At 64.3% G+C, this 16,127-nt stretch carries 15 protein-coding genes; 7 read left to right on the top strand and 8 right to left on the bottom strand.

Annotated elements, in window-relative coordinates; genetic code table 11:
• Position 1: 1 nt before the first annotated feature.
• A complete protein-coding gene (locus DIE04_RS08600) occupies positions 2-1,849 on the bottom strand; it encodes a bifunctional 3-(3-hydroxy-phenyl)propionate/3-hydroxycinnamic acid hydroxylase (protein WP_124521535.1) in 1,848 nt (615 codons plus the stop codon).
• 163 nt (positions 1,850-2,012) lie between these two features.
• Between DIE04_RS08600 and DIE04_RS08595 the strand changes: the two genes are divergently transcribed.
• Positions 2,013-2,825 (top strand): DNA-binding transcriptional regulator, encoded by an 813-nt coding sequence (locus DIE04_RS08595; protein ID WP_124521533.1) that lies wholly within the window; start codon positions 2,013-2,015, stop codon positions 2,823-2,825.
• A 186-nt stretch (positions 2,826-3,011) separates the two neighbouring features.
• Here DIE04_RS08595 and DIE04_RS08590 read toward each other — a convergent pair whose 3' ends face one another.
• From DIE04_RS08590 to DIE04_RS08570, 5 genes are all read right to left on the bottom strand, one after another.
• Positions 3,012-4,139 carry an aminotransferase class V-fold PLP-dependent enzyme gene (locus DIE04_RS08590; RefSeq protein WP_124521531.1) on the bottom strand — a complete coding sequence of 376 codons (1,128 nt, stop codon included), beginning with the start codon at positions 4,137-4,139 and terminating at the stop codon, positions 3,012-3,014.
• A gap of 188 nt (positions 4,140-4,327) precedes the next feature.
• A complete protein-coding gene (locus tag DIE04_RS08585) occupies positions 4,328-4,960 on the bottom strand; it encodes a LysE family translocator (protein ID WP_124521529.1) in 633 nt (210 codons plus the stop codon).
• A gap of 176 nt (positions 4,961-5,136) precedes the next feature.
• Positions 5,137-6,516 carry an epoxide hydrolase family protein gene (locus tag DIE04_RS08580; protein WP_124521562.1) on the bottom strand — a complete coding sequence of 460 codons (1,380 nt, stop codon included), beginning with the start codon at positions 6,514-6,516 and terminating at the stop codon, positions 5,137-5,139.
• A gap of 180 nt (positions 6,517-6,696) precedes the next feature.
• Positions 6,697-7,689, bottom strand: coding sequence for a carbon-nitrogen hydrolase family protein (locus DIE04_RS08575; RefSeq protein WP_044847772.1), 993 nt, complete (start codon positions 7,687-7,689; stop codon positions 6,697-6,699).
• Positions 7,690-7,890: 201 nt separating this feature from the next.
• Positions 7,891-8,928, bottom strand: coding sequence for a GlxA family transcriptional regulator (locus DIE04_RS08570; protein ID WP_044847771.1), 1,038 nt, complete (start codon positions 8,926-8,928; stop codon positions 7,891-7,893).
• 104 nt (positions 8,929-9,032) lie between these two features.
• Here DIE04_RS08570 and DIE04_RS08565 point away from each other — a divergent pair, with 104 nt between their 5' ends.
• The 6 genes from DIE04_RS08565 (at position 9,033) to DIE04_RS08540 (ending at position 15,076) form a co-directional block, all read left to right on the top strand.
• Positions 9,033-9,578, top strand: a complete 546-nt coding sequence (locus tag DIE04_RS08565) for a tautomerase family protein (protein WP_124521806.1) — start codon at positions 9,033-9,035, stop codon at positions 9,576-9,578.
• Between the two features lie 5 nt (positions 9,579-9,583).
• Positions 9,584-10,060, top strand: a complete 477-nt coding sequence (locus DIE04_RS08560; protein WP_124521525.1) for a hypothetical protein — start codon at positions 9,584-9,586, stop codon at positions 10,058-10,060.
• A 43-nt stretch (positions 10,061-10,103) separates the two neighbouring features.
• Positions 10,104-10,442 (top strand): muconolactone Delta-isomerase family protein, encoded by a 339-nt coding sequence (locus DIE04_RS08555; RefSeq protein ID WP_124521523.1) that lies wholly within the window; start codon positions 10,104-10,106, stop codon positions 10,440-10,442.
• Between the two features lie 82 nt (positions 10,443-10,524).
• Entirely contained in the window at positions 10,525-11,499 is a 975-nt protein-coding gene (locus tag DIE04_RS08550) for an alpha/beta fold hydrolase (RefSeq protein WP_124521521.1), read from the top strand.
• A 237-nt stretch (positions 11,500-11,736) separates the two neighbouring features.
• Positions 11,737-13,524 carry a SulP family inorganic anion transporter gene (locus DIE04_RS08545; protein WP_124521519.1) on the top strand — a complete coding sequence of 596 codons (1,788 nt, stop codon included), beginning with the start codon at positions 11,737-11,739 and terminating at the stop codon, positions 13,522-13,524.
• 25 nt (positions 13,525-13,549) lie between these two features.
• The gene (locus tag DIE04_RS08540; RefSeq protein ID WP_124521517.1) at positions 13,550-15,076 is read left to right on the top strand and encodes a CYTH and CHAD domain-containing protein; all 1,527 of its coding nucleotides are present in this window, start codon (positions 13,550-13,552) and stop codon (positions 15,074-15,076) included.
• A gap of 37 nt (positions 15,077-15,113) precedes the next feature.
• On the opposite strand, the gene DIE04_RS08535 is transcribed toward DIE04_RS08540, so the two are convergent.
• Together DIE04_RS08535 and DIE04_RS08530 are read right to left on the bottom strand one after the other, a co-directional pair.
• The gene (locus DIE04_RS08535; protein ID WP_044847766.1) at positions 15,114-15,491 is read right to left on the bottom strand and encodes a RidA family protein; all 378 of its coding nucleotides are present in this window, start codon (positions 15,489-15,491) and stop codon (positions 15,114-15,116) included.
• Between the two features lie 133 nt (positions 15,492-15,624).
• Entirely contained in the window at positions 15,625-16,107 is a 483-nt protein-coding gene (locus DIE04_RS08530) for a cytochrome c (RefSeq protein WP_185500327.1), read from the bottom strand.
• Between the last annotated feature and the right edge of the window lie 20 nt (positions 16,108-16,127).

Genomic DNA, 16,127 nt, shown 5'->3' with positions numbered 1-16,127 from the left:
CTCAGGCCCCTACCAGGTCGGCGGCGTGCGCGAACGTCGCGCCATTGGCCGTCGCGCCCGTTGCCATCACAAGCGACAGCCGTTGCGCAAGCTGCGACACGCAACCCGATACACATTGCGGCGAGCACATGCCGGCCACGAAGCGGTCGGGCCGCAACAGCACGACCGATTCGGGCACGCGCGCGAACCAGTCGCGCAGGCGTGAGTCGACATCGCCAACGGCGATCACGTCGTCGGGCACGTCGTCGTGGAAAGCGAGCTGCGGGTCGGGCTTCGCGATCACGAAACACCCCCCAAGCGCGTTCCAGATGCGGCGTGCCTCGGGAGTCAGGCCGAAGGTCGGGTCCGTGCCCCACCCCACGATCGCGAAGCGGTTGCCGATCGCATCGTCGAGCCGGACGATGCTGCCATCCACCAGACGCACGCGTGGCTGGATGAACATGCGACCCACAGGAGTGCCAGCCTGCGCATCGCGGCCGTGCACCATCCGCCCGATCAGCGATTCACGTTTCTCGCTCATCAAACCGACCAGCCTGCCGAACGCGCCGTGTCCGCGCTTCGCGATCATGCGCGAGAGCAGCCCTTCGGACCGCGTGCGTCGCGCCAGAAGCACGACGCCCTCTTCATAGCGCGGCATCGGCTTGAAGCGCATCTCGACGAAATAGCGCTTCATGGAGGGCAGCACATCGAAGCAGCGCACGAACGCGTCACGCACTTTCGATCCGAAGAAGCTCGTCGGCGCGAAGATATCGCCCGCGACTTCCGACAGGTGGATCATCGAGCGCGCATGGGCACGCCGCTCCGTCGTGTAGGTACCGAGCAGCGCGTCGTGCGCGGTGCCTTTCACGACCATCGCAAGCTTCCAGCCGAGATTGCTCGCGTCGCGAATGCCGCTGTTGTAGCCCTGCCCCTGCCACACCGGCATGATGTGCGCTGCGTCCCCCGCGAGCAGGATGCGCTTGACGCGGAACGTGCTCGCGAGCCGCGCGTTGTGCGTATAGACCCGCCGGCGAATGTAGTCGACCTTGTCAGGATCGTCGACGACCCCGCGCACCAACGCCGCCATGTTCTCCGGCTTCGACAGTTCCTCCTCCGTCTCGCCCGGCATCACCATGAATTCGAAGCGCCGGATGCCGTGCGGCAGCGCCGCCGAAACGTAGGGACGCCGCGCGTCGCAATGCAGATAGACATGCGGAGAGCCGATCGGGTCGTTGCGCACGTCGATCACGATCCATTGATTCGGCTTCGTGCGGCCTTCGAACGGCACGTCGAGCGCGCGGCGCACAAAACTGTTGCCGCCGTCCGCGCCGACCATGTACGCGGCGCGAATCGTTGTCTTCGCACCGTTCGCGTCTGTCACGTCGAGGGTCACCCCGCTCTCGTCCTGCGCGAAGCTGTCGACGCTGTGGCCAAGCAGCGTCGATACATTCCCGAAACGCCCGAGACCGCGGTACAGAATCTGATCGGCGAGCGGCTGGATGAAGGCATTGCGGCGTGGCCAGCCGAACTCGTCGGTGCGCGGCTCGATCGACGCGAAGCACTTCCCTTTCAGCGTGAAGCGCATCCAGTGATTCGGCGTGGTGTGCGGCAGCAGCTCGTCGACAAGGCCGACCGACTGGAATACGCGCAGTGCTTCGTCGTCGAGGCCGATGGCGCGCGGATAGTCGATGATCTGCGCGAGCTTCTCGATAACGACGACGCGCACGCCCTGCAGGCCGAGAATGTTCGCGATCATCAGGCCGACCGGGCCCGCGCCGATGATGGCGACATCTGCGTCGATCGAACGATGTGTCGTTTCGTGAGGATGAGCGCGGCCGTTGCCGGCCGCCGGTTCAAAGGCGGGGCGCATGCTTGTCTCCTGACTGGGCTTGTCCGATGTGCTGAACCGACGAAGCGCCTGGCTCTCGATCGTTCAGCTTATGAGCGCAGTTTATGGACGGCGGAAAACACCCTCAACAAAATCTCCGGAATGTGCATAGAATGCACATTATTGATTTCAATGGGATTTTTCCGTGACGACCTACACGAACGTGCGCGGACTGGCGCGCGGCCTCCAGGTACTGCGGGCTCTGAATGCGATGGAAAACGGACGCGCGACGAGTCAGCAGATCGCCGATCTGACCGGCCTGCATCGCACTACGGTGCGCCGCCTGCTCGAAACGTTGATGGAGGAAGGATTCGTGCGCCGCAGCACATCGGACGACAGCTTCCGCCTGACGCTCGCCGTGCGTTCCTTGAGCGAAGGCTTCACCGATACCGAGCGCATCGCCACCGTGGCGCCGCCGATCATGGGGCAGCTGCTGCAGCGCGTCGCGTGGCCATCCGATCTGACCACGCCCGATGGCGACGCGATGATCATCCGCGAGACGACGCACCGCTTCAGCCGGCTGTCGTTTCATCGCGCGATGGTAGGGCGGCGTTTGCCGATGTTGCTGACGGCTGCGGGCCGCGCCTACTTCGCCATGTGCCCCGATGAGGAGCGCGAGGATATTCTGGACCTGTTGCGCTCCGGCGCGGGCGGTGAAGAACAACAGGCGCTCGCGAGAAACGATACGCTCGTGCGCAAGCTGATCCGGCGTGTGCGCGAGGATGGTTTCGGATCGAATCACGGCGACTGGACCGCGCAGGCGAAAATCGGCGCGGTGGCAGTCGCGATCAGCGCGGACGAACGCGTGATCGCCAGTCTCAATGTCGTCTTCCTGTCGCGCGCGGTAAGTCTCGAAGATGCCACTCGCCGCTATGTGCCCGAGCTGCAAAAAGCAGCATTGGATATCGCCGAAGCATTGAGGCAGGAACCAGCAACGCGTCCCCGTGCATCAACGTAGGCACCTGGACCGGCTGAATGTCGTGAACGGAGCCGAACGGTCACGCAAATGACTATGTGCCGACCGCGCCGGACAATCGCGGCGGCATTCGGAAAACGCGGCGCATCGGTGACCCGTGATCGGATCGATCTCGTCACGTCATGCGCCGCAATTCATGCCTGGATCGGCGACGCGCTACAGAACGCGCTACAGCACCCGCTCCAGCGCACTCGCGAACCGCGCAACCGCCGCATCGACATCATTCAGCTTGTCCAGCCCGAACAAGCCGATCCGGAAAGTCTTGAAATCCGCCGGCTCATCGCATTGCAACGGCACGCCGGCCGCGATCTGCATGCCGACATCGGCGAATTTCTTGCCGGACCGGATATCGTCGTCATCGGTATAACAGACGACGACGCCCGGTGCCTCGAAGCCTTCGGCCGCGACACTCCGGAACCCCTTCTCGGCGAGCAACGCACGAATCCGCGTGCCGAGCTCCAGTTGTTCCGCCCTCACCTTGTCGAAGCCGTACGCGTCCGTTTCCTTGATCACGTCGCGCAGCGTCGCGAGGCTGTCCGTGGGCATCGTCGCGTGATACGCGAACCCGCCGTTTTCGTACGCTTCCATGATCTGCAGCCACTTGCGCAGATCGCACGCGAAACTGGTGCTCGTCGTCGCATCGATGCGCTCGCGGGCGAGCGCACCGAGCATCACCAGCGCACAGCCGGGCGACGCGCTCCAGCCCTTTTGCGGTGCGCTGATCAGCACGTCGACACCGCTCGCCTCCATGTCGACCCAGATCGTGCCGGACGCGATGCAATCGAGCACGAACATGCCGCCGACCGCATGCACGGCGTCGGCGACCGCACGCAGATACGCATCGGGCAGCATCATCCCCGACGCGGTTTCGACGTGCGGCGCGAACACCAGATCCGGCTTGTGCTCGCGAATCGCCGCAACGACTTCATCGATCGGCGCCGGCGCAAAGGCGGCCTGTCTGCCCGCTTCGACCGGACGCGCCTTCAGCACGATCGACTCGGACGGAATGCTGCCCATGTCGAAAATCTGCGACCAGCGGAAACTGAACCAGCCGTTGCGGATGACGAGGCACTTCCTGTTCGTCGCGAACTGCCGGGCCACGGCTTCCATGCCGAACGTCCCGCTGCCCGGGACGATTGCGACCGCCTTCGCGTTGTAGACCTTCTTCAGCGCAGCGGAAATGTCGCGCATCACGCCCTGGAAGCGCTGCGACATGTGATTGATCGACCGGTCGGTGTACACGACCGAGTATTCGAGAAGCCCGTCGCGGTCGACATCGGGAAGTAATCCTGGCACGTTCGCCTCCGGTAAAGGACATGGGATGAGCGCGAGCGGTGTTCATGAGCGGATGCCGCTGCGCCGATGCAACGCTGCTTTTCTCTGATAGACGAACGATTCTAACGAAAGCTGTCCGCTCGTTGGAAATTTCGGCGCTTGTCTCATGCACGGCACATCCGGTGTCGTGCGCGCGACGGGTAGCCGCGCTATGGACGCGATGCCAGCAACCTGATCCCAGCGACCCCGAATACGACGGCCAGACACCCGTCCAGTGCCTTGTGGGTTCGCATGTAGATCCTTCGAACCGGCTCCATGGAAAACAGCCATGCATAACCGGCGAACACGCCGCACCCAATGGCCGCACAACCCACGACCAGTGCACCTTGTGACTGCCGGGTGCCGCCGGACGACAGCGCAACGATCGAAACCCACACGAGGATCGCCTTCGGATTGATGAGATGAAGCATCGCACCGCGGCAATAGATGCTGGTCAACGTCGGCGTTCGCGCCGTTTCGGATACGGCGGGCGGCACCCGTCCGAGCGCATTGCGCGCCGACTTGAATGCAAGCCACAAGAGATACAGTCCGCCGAAAATCCTGATCGCGACGATGAACGGGGCATACGCGATCAGCGCAGCCGATACGCCCAGCACGGCCACACTCGCCCACAACATCGAACTCGACAGGACGCCAAGCGAGAACGTCAATGCCGCCTTTCGGCCGTGATTCGCCGCGATGGACATGATGGCGAGATTGCTCGGTCCGGGGCTCGCGGTACCGACGAAATAGATTGCATAGGCAAACAGCAGGTCGGTCGCGAGGTGGGCATTGGCCGTCATGTTCTGGATTCCGCAACGAAAAGTGGCCGGATGATCGGACACAGGCGCAGCCGGCGAAAGAGGCAATATCGCCATCTTCCGTTGAATTTCGGACAAGCCGGCGAGACCGCATCGATGCACGCTACCGCGCCGTTGTCGACGCGCTCCGCCGCAAACGAGGCGGAGCGCGTCGCCCGTCACGCGCGCAACGGTCTCAACCCGGCACGCACTTCATTCGCGAAGATCATCGGTTCTTCCCATGCCGCGAAGTGCCCGCCTGTTGCCGGTTTGTTGAAGTAAATCAGATTGTGATAAGCCCTCTCGGTCCAGCTCCGCGGCGCCTGGTAGTTTTCCCCCGGAAACGCGCTCACCGCCGCCGGCACGCCGACGTCGGCCGCTAGGAAGAAGTTCGCATGCGATTCCCAGTAGAAACGCGCCGCCGAGACGCCCGTGTTCGTGAGCCAGTAAAGCGTGATGTCGTCGAGCACGTCGTCCCGTGTCAGCGCGCCGGCCGAGTGGCCGTTGACCGGGCGACCCTGCACGGCCGCGCTCAGCGCTGCCGCCGGCTGGCCGTAACCGTCTCCGTGGTCGAGCAGCCACGAAGCCAGCGCGACGGGCGAATCGGCGAGTCCGTACAACGTCTGCGGGCGCGTACCCATTTCAATCGCGTAACCGCGCTTCCTCTTGAAATTGGCGCTCAGCTGTTCATATGCGTGCCGCTCTTCGTCCGACAAGCCGGCAGGTGCGGGATCGCCGGCCGTCAGCGACTTCAGAATTTCCGCCGGCACGGACGCCGGGAAATTCACATGAATGCCCATCAACTCAGGCGGCGCCTGTTTCGCCATGATGTTCGTGACGATGCCGCCGAGGTCCCCGCCCTGCGAAGCAAAGCGCGCGTAGCCGAGCCGTTTCATCAGCGTCACCCATGCGCGCGCCGTGCGCTCCGGCCCCCATCCCGTCGTCGTGGGTCGCGCCGAAAAACCATAGCCGGGCAGCGACGGAATCACGAGATGGAACGCATCCGACGCCGGCGCGCCGTACGCAGTCGGATCGACGAGCGGCGCGATGATCTTGAACTGCTCGATGATCGAGCCGGGCCAGCCGTGGGTCACGATCAACGGCATCGCATTCTCGTGCTTCGAACGCACATGGATGAAGTGGATGTCGAGGCCATCGATTTCGGTCACGAATTGCGGGTACGCATTCAGCGTCGCTTCGCACTTGCGCCAGTCGTAGTCGCTCGCCCAATACCGCGCGAGCGCCTGAATGGTCGCAAGCTGAATGCCCTGCGACTCGTCGGCCACGGTCTCGCGGTCCGGCCAACGCGTCGCGTTGATGCGCTGCCGCATGTCGGCGAGCTGCGCGTCGGGCACATGCACCCGGAATGGCCGGATCGCCGATCTGTCGCCGCGTGCGGGTTCCGCGGTGCCGATTGCCGGGCTGGTCTGCGCGAGCGCCAGGCGGCTCAGCGAGCCGGCCGCCAGTGCGGCGGCCGCGATACCGACAAAGCGCCGGCGCGACAACGACGTCGTCACGTTGCGACCGGCACCGGCAGGCGCGCTTTCGGCGCCCGACATCAGGAGCGGCCGATCATCGGCAGCGTTCGTTTTCATATCACACACCTTTCAAGGAAAGATTTCATCGCACCCTTACATGCATATGCACATGTTGCGATCAAGAAAATGCGCGTTCATGCGACGACTGCCGGCCCCGATCGGCAAGCCGAATGTTCGGCAACGGCCGGGCAAGCCCGCGCATCACGCAGCCGCGGCACGCCAATCGTCCGCGCCCGCGTCATATCCGGCCACCGGCTGCGCGACGCGTTCGTGAACATGCGCGGTCGGCGTACGGTCGATCATCAGGCTCAGCAATTCCGAGCGGTTATAGTGACCGGCCGCGTCCATCAGCATCTTGCGACGGTCGATCAGCGAGAAGTCCAGATCGACGATGACCTCGCCCTCGCCCGATCGAAGCGGCTCGGCCATCAACATGCCGTCGGGCGACACGATCGTCGTGAAGCAGCCGCCCGAGATCGGGCCGATCGCGCAGCCGGTGTCCTTCATGATTTGCGCCTGCTGGTCGGCATCCAGCCACGCCGTTGCATTGACGACGAACGCGCCGGACTCGAGCGCATGCTGCCGGATGTTGATCTCCATGCGCTGCGCGAAGCCTTCCCCGAAGGCCGAACCCGGATACATCGCCGAATGAATCTGCTCGCCGTCGGCGATCATCGCGTAGCGCGCGAGCGGATTGTTGTGCTCGAAACACGCGAGCTGCCCGATACGGCCGACGGCGCTGTCGACCGCCCGCAGCCCCGATCCGTCGCCCTGCCCCCAAACCATGCGCTCGAAGTGCGTCGGCGTGATCTTGCGACGGCGCTGGATCAGTTGCCCGTCCGCGTCGAACAGCAATTGCGCGTTGTACAGCGTGCCGCCGTCGCGCTCGTTGACGCCGATGGACACGACCATGCCGGCCTTGCGTGCTGCTTCGCCGATCGCATCGGTCGCGGCGGACGGCACGGTGACGGCCTGTTCCAGCAGCCGAAGATGCTCGGTACCGGACAGCAGTTCGATGCCCGTCTGAACGGCCGCGAAATACGGGTAATAGGGGACGACCGTTTCGGGAAAAGTGGCGAATTGCACACCTTGCCGGCCAAGGTCGTGGATCTTCTCCACGACCTTGGCGACGGTGGCTTCACGACTGTAGAGCACCGGGCTGAACTGGACAGCGGCGGCCTTGACGACTTTCATGACACACTCCTTGGACAATGCGCGGTGCGGCACTCCGCTCGCGACTGGCGCATTGGAGCAGGCGAACGTATCCCGTTCTTGTCGGAAAGTCGGCGATGTGTATGCGTACGTATCCGCGTCTGTTGCAGATACTTCGGGATACAAATGGAGCACCAGGAGCGGCGCGATTCCATTGCGATCGGCAACGCGACGTCGCGACGCTCAATCGCGCCGATCGCGTGGTTCGGCTTGCACGCTCTTTGCCGCAGCACGCGAGAACTGCACTTGATATTCGCTCGGCGACAACCCCGTCTTGCGCTTGAACAGTTGCCGGAACGTACTGACATCGCTGTAACCGACGCGCTGACTCACGTCCTCGAGCCCGATCGGCCGTGTTTCCAGCAGACGTTTCGCAACCTCGACCCGCAGATTCTGCAGATACGTCAACGGCGCGAGGCCGACCGCTTCCTTGAAGCGACGATTGAGCGTACGTTCGCTGACGGCAAGCGATGCCGCCAGATCGCCGAGCCGGAATCCTTGCTGCAATGTCGCTTCCATCCGCTGCTGAGCGCGCGCCACGAGCGTGTCGGTATGCCCGTGTTCGTCGAGAAGCGTGGCAAAGGAGGCCTGCGACGTCCGGTTCATGTCGATCAACAGCGCCTTCGCGGTCATCGTCGCGAGTTCTCCGCCGGCGCAGGCTTCGACGAGATGCACGGCGAGGTTCAGATAGGACGTGACGGAGCCGCCCGAGATGATCCCGTCTTGCGCGAGCAGCAGCTCGTTCGCGCGGACTTCGACACGCGGATAGCGGCGCGCGAAATCCGCTGCTCTCGCCCAGTGCGTCGTCGCGACGCGGCCATCCAGCAGGCCCGCCTCGGCAAGCAGGTAATTCGCCGTGCAATACGCGGCGAGCATCGCGCCTGCCTTGTGTTGACGCCGCAGTGCGGAAGTCAGTTCGCTCAACTGCTCGCGATGCCCGAGGAACTCGTCGATCCGCGAAAAGAAAGGCGCCGTCAGCAGCACGGCGTCGGCTCGTTTGCGCGGGTCGATCTTGCCGTCGACCGGAATGATCTGACCTGACGCCGCCTTCACCGGTTGCCCGTCGAGCGACTCCACGCGCCATGCGAACAACGGCGCGGACGACGCGCCCGGTTCCGCCCGGCGCGCATGAAACTGATTTGCAGCGCTGAAGACATCGACCGGGCCCGCGACGCCGGACGCCAGGATTCCGTCATAGACCCAGATGCGGATGATCGCCATTGCGTGTCCGAATTTCCTTGAATAGTGGCGATGCTGCCACTTTCCTGCGCCCGCGTAAACCGCGACGATGGCGCCATCCGATCAACCGAAAACAGGAGCATCCCATGCCGATGATCGATGCGATGTGGCCCGACCACGCACTGACGCCCGATGCTGAAGCCCGCCTCATCAGGGAACTGACCGATATCCTCATCGAAGCAGAAGGGTACGATCCCGCGAGCCCGGTCGTTCAGCGCGTGACCGTATTCCATCTGCACCGGCCGGCCGCGATCTACATCGGCGGCGAACGTACCGATACGGTGCGCTACCGGATCATTCCTTCGGTTCCCGAAGGGCAATACACCGACGAATCGCGCCGCTCGCTCGTCCGACGCGTCACGGAAGCCGTGGCACGCGCGGAAGGCCGGCCGTTCGACGATGTCGCACCGCGCGTCTGGATCTTTCCGACCGAGATACCGGACGGTGCGTGGGGAACGCGCGGCGCGATCTGGACGCTGCCCGATATCCACGCGCTGCTCGCGGGCGAACCGGAGCGCGACGCGGGCGCCGAGCGCCTTGCGCGACGGCGCCGAGAAAAGGCACGCGTTGCGCTCGCGGCAGCGCTCGATGCCGCAAACGCAGGTGTCACGCGCAACGCGTGCAAGGAGTAACCGCCATGAAATTCAACGACACGGCCCCGATGATGGCACCAGCCGACGGTCCACCGCGGTGGCTGGCGCGCCTGGCCGAAAACGCGACGCTGGAAGCCACCGTGCTGAAGCGCCCGATCGACGGGCGAGCCGACATTCTCTCGGTGATCAAGCACGCGGTCTCGCTCTACGAGTTCCAGCAGCATGCTTACAAAGGCATGATCGGCAACGAACTTTATCTGGAATCCTATCGTTCACGTATCAATGGCGTGCCGATCGAGACGGTGGTCGTCGCCCATATGAACGAGCAAGGCGATACGGATTCCGTCGTCATCAATCATCGACCGCTCGATGCCGCACTACTCTTCTCGCAATTGATGCGCGAGCGCGTGGACGAGCGCTTTCGCGCGTGTTATCTATCGGAACGGGAAGCCGCCGCGCTCAATGCGGCAGCCGTCCCGCCACCGGGCCCGGGGCCGCAGGATGAAACGCCTTCTTCTTGATTTGACGGCAGCTTGCTTGCTGCTCGCTTTCGCAGGAGTCTCCATGGCACATTCCGCTGCGTTGCCGACCACGCCCATCACGAAGATACTGGCGATCGGTACGTTTCCTCCCGGCACGGACATGCAGCACGTCCAGACCATTCTTCCGACCGAAGTCCGCGAGACGACACAGCTGTATCTCGCGGGCAAGATCGATCAGTGGTATTCCCTGCAGGACCGGCCCGCGGTCGCGTTCGTCCTGAACGTGACGGACACGGGTGAAGCGCATGAAATGCTGGAACGACTCCCGTTGGGGAAGGCTCACCTCATGACGTTCACGCTGCTCCCGATCGGCCCGCTCAAGCCATTGAGCAAGCTCTTGAATCCTCCGGCGGCTCAGTAGAAACCCCTGCACCCCGCCATCTTTCGAAACAGCGAAGCGCACCGTGTGCCGCGCGATGTCGCACCGAACGAGATCCTCGATCATGACTCGACCCGTAACGAAAACACCCGCCTCTCCCGCCGCCGCTGCGGGTTCTTCAACGTGCCCGACCGTGCCGGCGCCATCGTCGCCGGAACCCACGGTCGATGTCGGCGACGTGCAGGTCGATGCCGACATCACGCTGCGCCGCATGGTCTACCGCCCCGCACGATCGAAGGGCATCGTGCTGTTCCTGCACGGCTTCCCCGAGACGATGTATGCGTGGAAGCCGATTGCCGAATCACTGTCCTCCGACTACGAGGTGCATGCGTTCGACTGGCCAGGCTACGGGCAATCGTCGCGTCCGCGCGCCGATCGCTTTTCGTACGCGCCGAGCGACTATGCCCGTGTGCTGCGAGACTACATCCGTACGTCGGGCATCGATGGTTCGAGACTGTTGATTTATGCGACGGATATCGGTGCGCTTCCGGCGCTGCTGGCAGCGTTGGAACAACCGGATATCGCGCGGGAAATCATCGTTGGCGACTTTGCCCCGTTCAACCGGCCGCAATATATGTACGAAAGCCTGCAAGGCCTGAAGTCGAAGCCTTCATCGGATATCGTGCGCGCCGCCATGAACAGGAATCGCGACGAAATCCTCGCAAACACGTTCTTCCGGGGCATGGAGGATGACGAGCGCTACACGTTGCCCGAGGAATTCATGGACGACGTGGCGAAGGGATGGGACGGTGACTTGACCGCGGCCGACGCCTTTTTCCACTACTACGCATGCTTCACCCGGGATCAGGACTACTTCGAAGCCAATATGGCAAAGCTGAAAGTCCCCGTTAAGGTTGTGTGGGGCGGGAAGGACATCTATATCAAGAAGGAAATGGGCATCGAGTACGCGGACCGAAACGGGGTGAACATTTCGATTCTTCCGGAACTGGGCCACTTTCCGCATCTGCAGGCGCCCGCCCGGACGGCGAACGAAGTTCGGGCTTCGTTCGGCGAGGCGAGCGATCGCGCGACCAAGTAGCGGACAACGGGGGACGACTCCGCTCCCGCCGGGCGATTCAATCGCACCGCCGATCACTTCGGCCATCGCCAGCCGGGATCGGACCGGCATTCGGCGAAGTAGCCGGACCGTCAGGCCGACGCGTCGAAACGCAACATCGTGAAACCGGGCTTGCGCTCCGAGGGCACGGGAACATAATCTTTAACGATACCGGCGGACGTAACGAACGATTCCGCCCGGGTTCCCTGACGTCCTGCGATGAACATCAAAAGCCGTGCCCACCAGCACACGGCCCGCCCGCCCCGCAAGCCCGATGCCGGCCTGCTGCGGTGGATCAACGGACTCGCCGCGGCGCGCACGTATCGATTGCATTGGCTGCCGCACGATCTGCTTGCCGGCGTCACGCTCAGTGCCGTGCTCGTGCCCGCCGGCATGGCGTACGCGAACGCAGCGGGCCTGCCCGCCGTCAACGGGCTCTATGCGTCGCTTGCCGCGATGCTCGCGTACGCGCTCTTCGGCCCCAGCCGCATCCTCGTGCTCGGCCCCGACTCCGCGCTGGTTGCGCTGATTGCCGCAAGCATCACGCCGCTTGCTCACGGCGATGCCGCGCATGCGCTGGCCCTTGCCGGCGCGCTCGCGATACTCGCGGGCGCGATCTGCATCGCGGTCGGGGTGCTCAGGCTCGGATTCGTCACCGAGCTGCTGTCGCTACCCATCCGGTACGGTTTTCTGAACGGCATCATGCTGACGATCAGCATCGGACAATTGCCCAAGCTCCTCGGCTACAAGGGCAACGGCGAATCGTTCATCGAGCAGGTGCGCGACGTGGTCGCCGGCATCGCGGCATCGAAGGTGAACGCAACGTCGTTCGCACTCGGTGTCGCCGCGCTCGCGCTGATACTCGCGTGCAAACGGCTCTGGCCCAGGATGCCGGGTGTGCTGCTCGCCGTGGCGGGCGCGACGGCGGTGGTGATGTGGTTCGATCTGTCGACGCGCGCCGGCGTTGCAACCGTCGGTGCGGTCCCGCAAGGCCTGCCGGTGCCGCGCATCCCCGACGTGAGCTTCGACGACTGGCTGCATCTCGCGGGCAGCGCAGCGGCGATCGCGCTCGTTTCGTTCACGGATATCAGCGTGCTGTCCCGCACCTACGAACTGCGCAACGACACCAGCGTGGACCGGAATCACGAATGCATCGCGCTCGGGCTGTCGAACCTCGCCGCCGGCCTGATGCAAGGGTTCGCGGTGAGCGCGAGCGGCTCACGCACGCCCGTCGCGGAAGCGGCGGGCGCGAAGACGCAGGCGACGGGCGTGGTGGCTGCCGCGGTCGTTGCCGCACTGCTGCTGTTCGCGCCGCGCGCGCTTGCGCACACGCCACAATCCGCGCTGGCCGCCGTCGTGATCGCGGCATGCGTGAACATGATCGAGGTGCGCGGCGTCGTGCGGCTTTATCGGCTCCGCAAAAGCGAGTTCGTGCAGGCGGTGGCGTGCTTCGTCGGCGTTGCAGCCGTCGGGGTCGTGAACGGCATTGCGCTGGCACTGCTGCTCACCGTGCTGTCGTTTCTATGGCGCGCGTGGCGGCCTTACGATGCCGTGCTCGGGCGGGTCGACGGCACGAAGGGCTATCACGACGTGTCGCGCCATCCGGACGCGCGGCGCGTGCCCGGGCTCGTGCTGCTGCGCTGGGATGCGCCGCTCTTTTTCGCGAATGGCGAAATCTTTCGGGAACGGGTGTTGCGCGCGGTCGATGAATCGCCGGAGCCGGCACGCTGGATCGTCATCGCGGCGGAGCCCGTGACCGACATCGACCTCACGGCTGCCGATGTCCTCGAACGGCTGCATCTTGAACTTGCCGCGCGGCAGGTCAAGCTGGTCTTCGCGGAGCTGAAAGGCCCCGTCAAGGACAGCCTCAAACATTACGGCATGTACAGCATGTTCGGCGACGACAACTTCTTTCCGACGATCGGCGCAGCGGTAAGCCGTTATGTGGACATGCATCGAATCGAGTGGCACGACTGGGAAGACTCCCGGGGATCGGCGGGGAACTGATGGTCGGCAACATATCGGAGGCGGTATGGAACGAGAGCTGAAGCTGCGGGTTTCCGCAAAGAACCTCGACAAGTTGCGCCACGCGCCGTTGCTTGCGCCGTCCAACGGCGCCGGTGCGACTCAACAGCTGACGAGCACGTACTTCGACACTGCCACGCTCGCATTTCACCGGTGCGCGGCTTCCCTGCGGGTGCGTGCGGCCGGCAACCACAGAGTCCAGACGTTGAAACTGGAAGGATCGGCCCGGGCCGGCCTGTTCGAGCGGGACGAATTCGAGACGCCCGTCGACGGCGACGTCCCCGATCTGACACGGCTGCGGGACACGCTCCCCGATGACACCGAGTGTGGCCGCCTGGTTCGCGACCAGGCCACGGCACCGGATCTTCAGCCCGTGTTCGTCACGCGGATCAAGCGGCGGGTTCTACCGCTGCGCCTGCCTTCCGGCGACGAAGTCGAGGTCGCGCTCGACAAGGGGACGGTCGACGCGGATTCGAAGTCGGTCCCGATCGCCGCGATCGAACTGGAACTGAAACGCGGCCGCCCCGAAAACCTGTACGGCATCGCACTGGAATTGCTCGACATCGCGCCATTGCGCATCGATCACGAGAGCAAGGCCGATCTCGGGTACGGGCTGCTCGTCGCCGAGCACCAGCCGGCCGTCAAGGCGCGACCGGTGCAGTTGAAGAAGCGCGATTCGATCGAAGACGCGTTCTGCCGGATCGTGCGCAACTGCCTGGACCAGATCCGCGCCAACGAACGCGGTGTCGAGTCCGGCCATGATCCGTCGAGCGTGCATCAGATGCGGGTGGGGCTGCGTCGCCTGCGTTCGGCGCTCGACCTGTTCGCGAAAGTGATTCCCGCGTATCCCGGCCTTGACGACGAACTGCGCTGGATCGCCGGCGAGCTCGGCGCCGCGCGCGACTGGGAAGTACTTGCCGGAGCGACGCTCGACCATGCCGGCACGAACGGCAATCCGGACGAGATCCGTCCAGTGCGGAACGCCTGCAAGCGCATTGCCGCCCTCAATCGCCAGCGCGCGGCTTCCGCAGTCGGATCGGTTCGCTACACGCGGCTCGCGTTACAGCTCGCGTCATGGGTGAACCGAAAGGGCTGGCGGGACGGGATGCCTGACGAACGGCGCGATGCCATCATGCAGCCGGCGAGTCCGTTTGCTCACGAAGTTCTGCGTCGCCGGCACCGGAAACTGATCAAACGCGGCAAGAGGCTGGCCGATCTCGACGATCACCGGCGTCACCGTGCGCGCATCGCGGCGAAGAAAGTCCGGTACGCCACCGAATTTTTCGCGTCGCTGTGCCGCAAGCAAGCCGTCCGCTCGTACGTCGACGCGCTGTCCGAACTTCAGGATGATCTGGGCTGGCGTAACGATGCCGTGGTCGCCGAGCAGTTTCTGAAAGCGCTGCCTCGCACGTCACCCGACGCCGCGCCGGGTGCGGGCTTTGCTCGCGGCTTTCTGGCCGCGCGCGCCGCGGCCGATCATCAGACGTTGAAGCAGCTGTGGAGCCGCTTCAAACGGCTGTCGCCGCCGCACTGAAGCGGCACGCGGCCGCATCGACGTGGCGCGATGGCACTCAGGGCTTGCACGCGATCGCCTCGATCTCGATCCTGGTGCCGACCATGTTCGTCGCCTGCAACGTCGAGCGTGACGGCTTGTTCTCGGGGAAGAACTCCGCATAGACGCGATTGAATTCGGCGAAGTCGCGCGCGTCTTCGAGCCAGACGGTGGTTTTCACGACGTCGCCGAGCGTGCATCCTGCCAGCGCGAGTACGTGTGCGACGTTCTTCAACGTCTGACGTGTCTGCGCTTCGATCCCGCCGGCAACGATGCTGCCGTCTTCGTTTCTCGCCACCTGACCGGATACGAATACCAGATCGCCGGCTTTGGTCGCCAACGATCGAGGCAGGTTTCGCGTGACGGGGTTGCTTTCTGCGAAGTATTCGATTGCCATTTGAACCTCCGTTCGATCCGCCTGGCGCCTGCGCCGGCCAATGACGACGAGCGTAGCGCGGAACCCGCGCGCTGCCAATCCGGTGTTCGCGACCGAAGCGCCGCGACATGCTGCGTCGCCCCGTCGTCGCCAATCAATAGCGCTCGGACACACCGTCGATCCCGCGCTCGTGCAATTCGCGCACGAGCCTCGCACGCACCGTCGCGACATCGGAAAACGCGGGCCGTCGACGCGCGGCGATTTCGTCAGCCGTATAAGGCTTGAAATCGCGCGGCAGCGCATCGCGATTCATCGTCGTGAGCACCCAGTTCAGTACGTCGGCGAGATCCTGGTCCGACAGCGCCGAGTTCGACGCGCCGGGCACGCGCATCACATATTCGCGCCCGGCCGGCAGATGCGTGAAATAGCCGAGCGAGTTCGCGAGCGGCGGCACCTTGCCCGGAATGCCGCCGCCCGTCGCCGTGTGGCAGCCCATGCAGTTGAGGACCCAGTGCTGCCGCGCGAGCGTGGCGTCGGCCGCGCCGTCGGCATGCGCGGGAGCTGCAATCGCACATGTCGCGACAGCAATCACCAGCGCCGAAGACAGACGGCGTGTCACGAACGAGCCGATCCGCAACGCCGCCGTACGCCCGCCGC

Source organism: Burkholderia sp. Bp8994, assembly GCF_003853805.1.
Lineage (GTDB): Bacteria > Pseudomonadota > Gammaproteobacteria > Burkholderiales > Burkholderiaceae > Burkholderia.
This window is presented reverse-complemented; position numbering and strand designations above follow the sequence as displayed.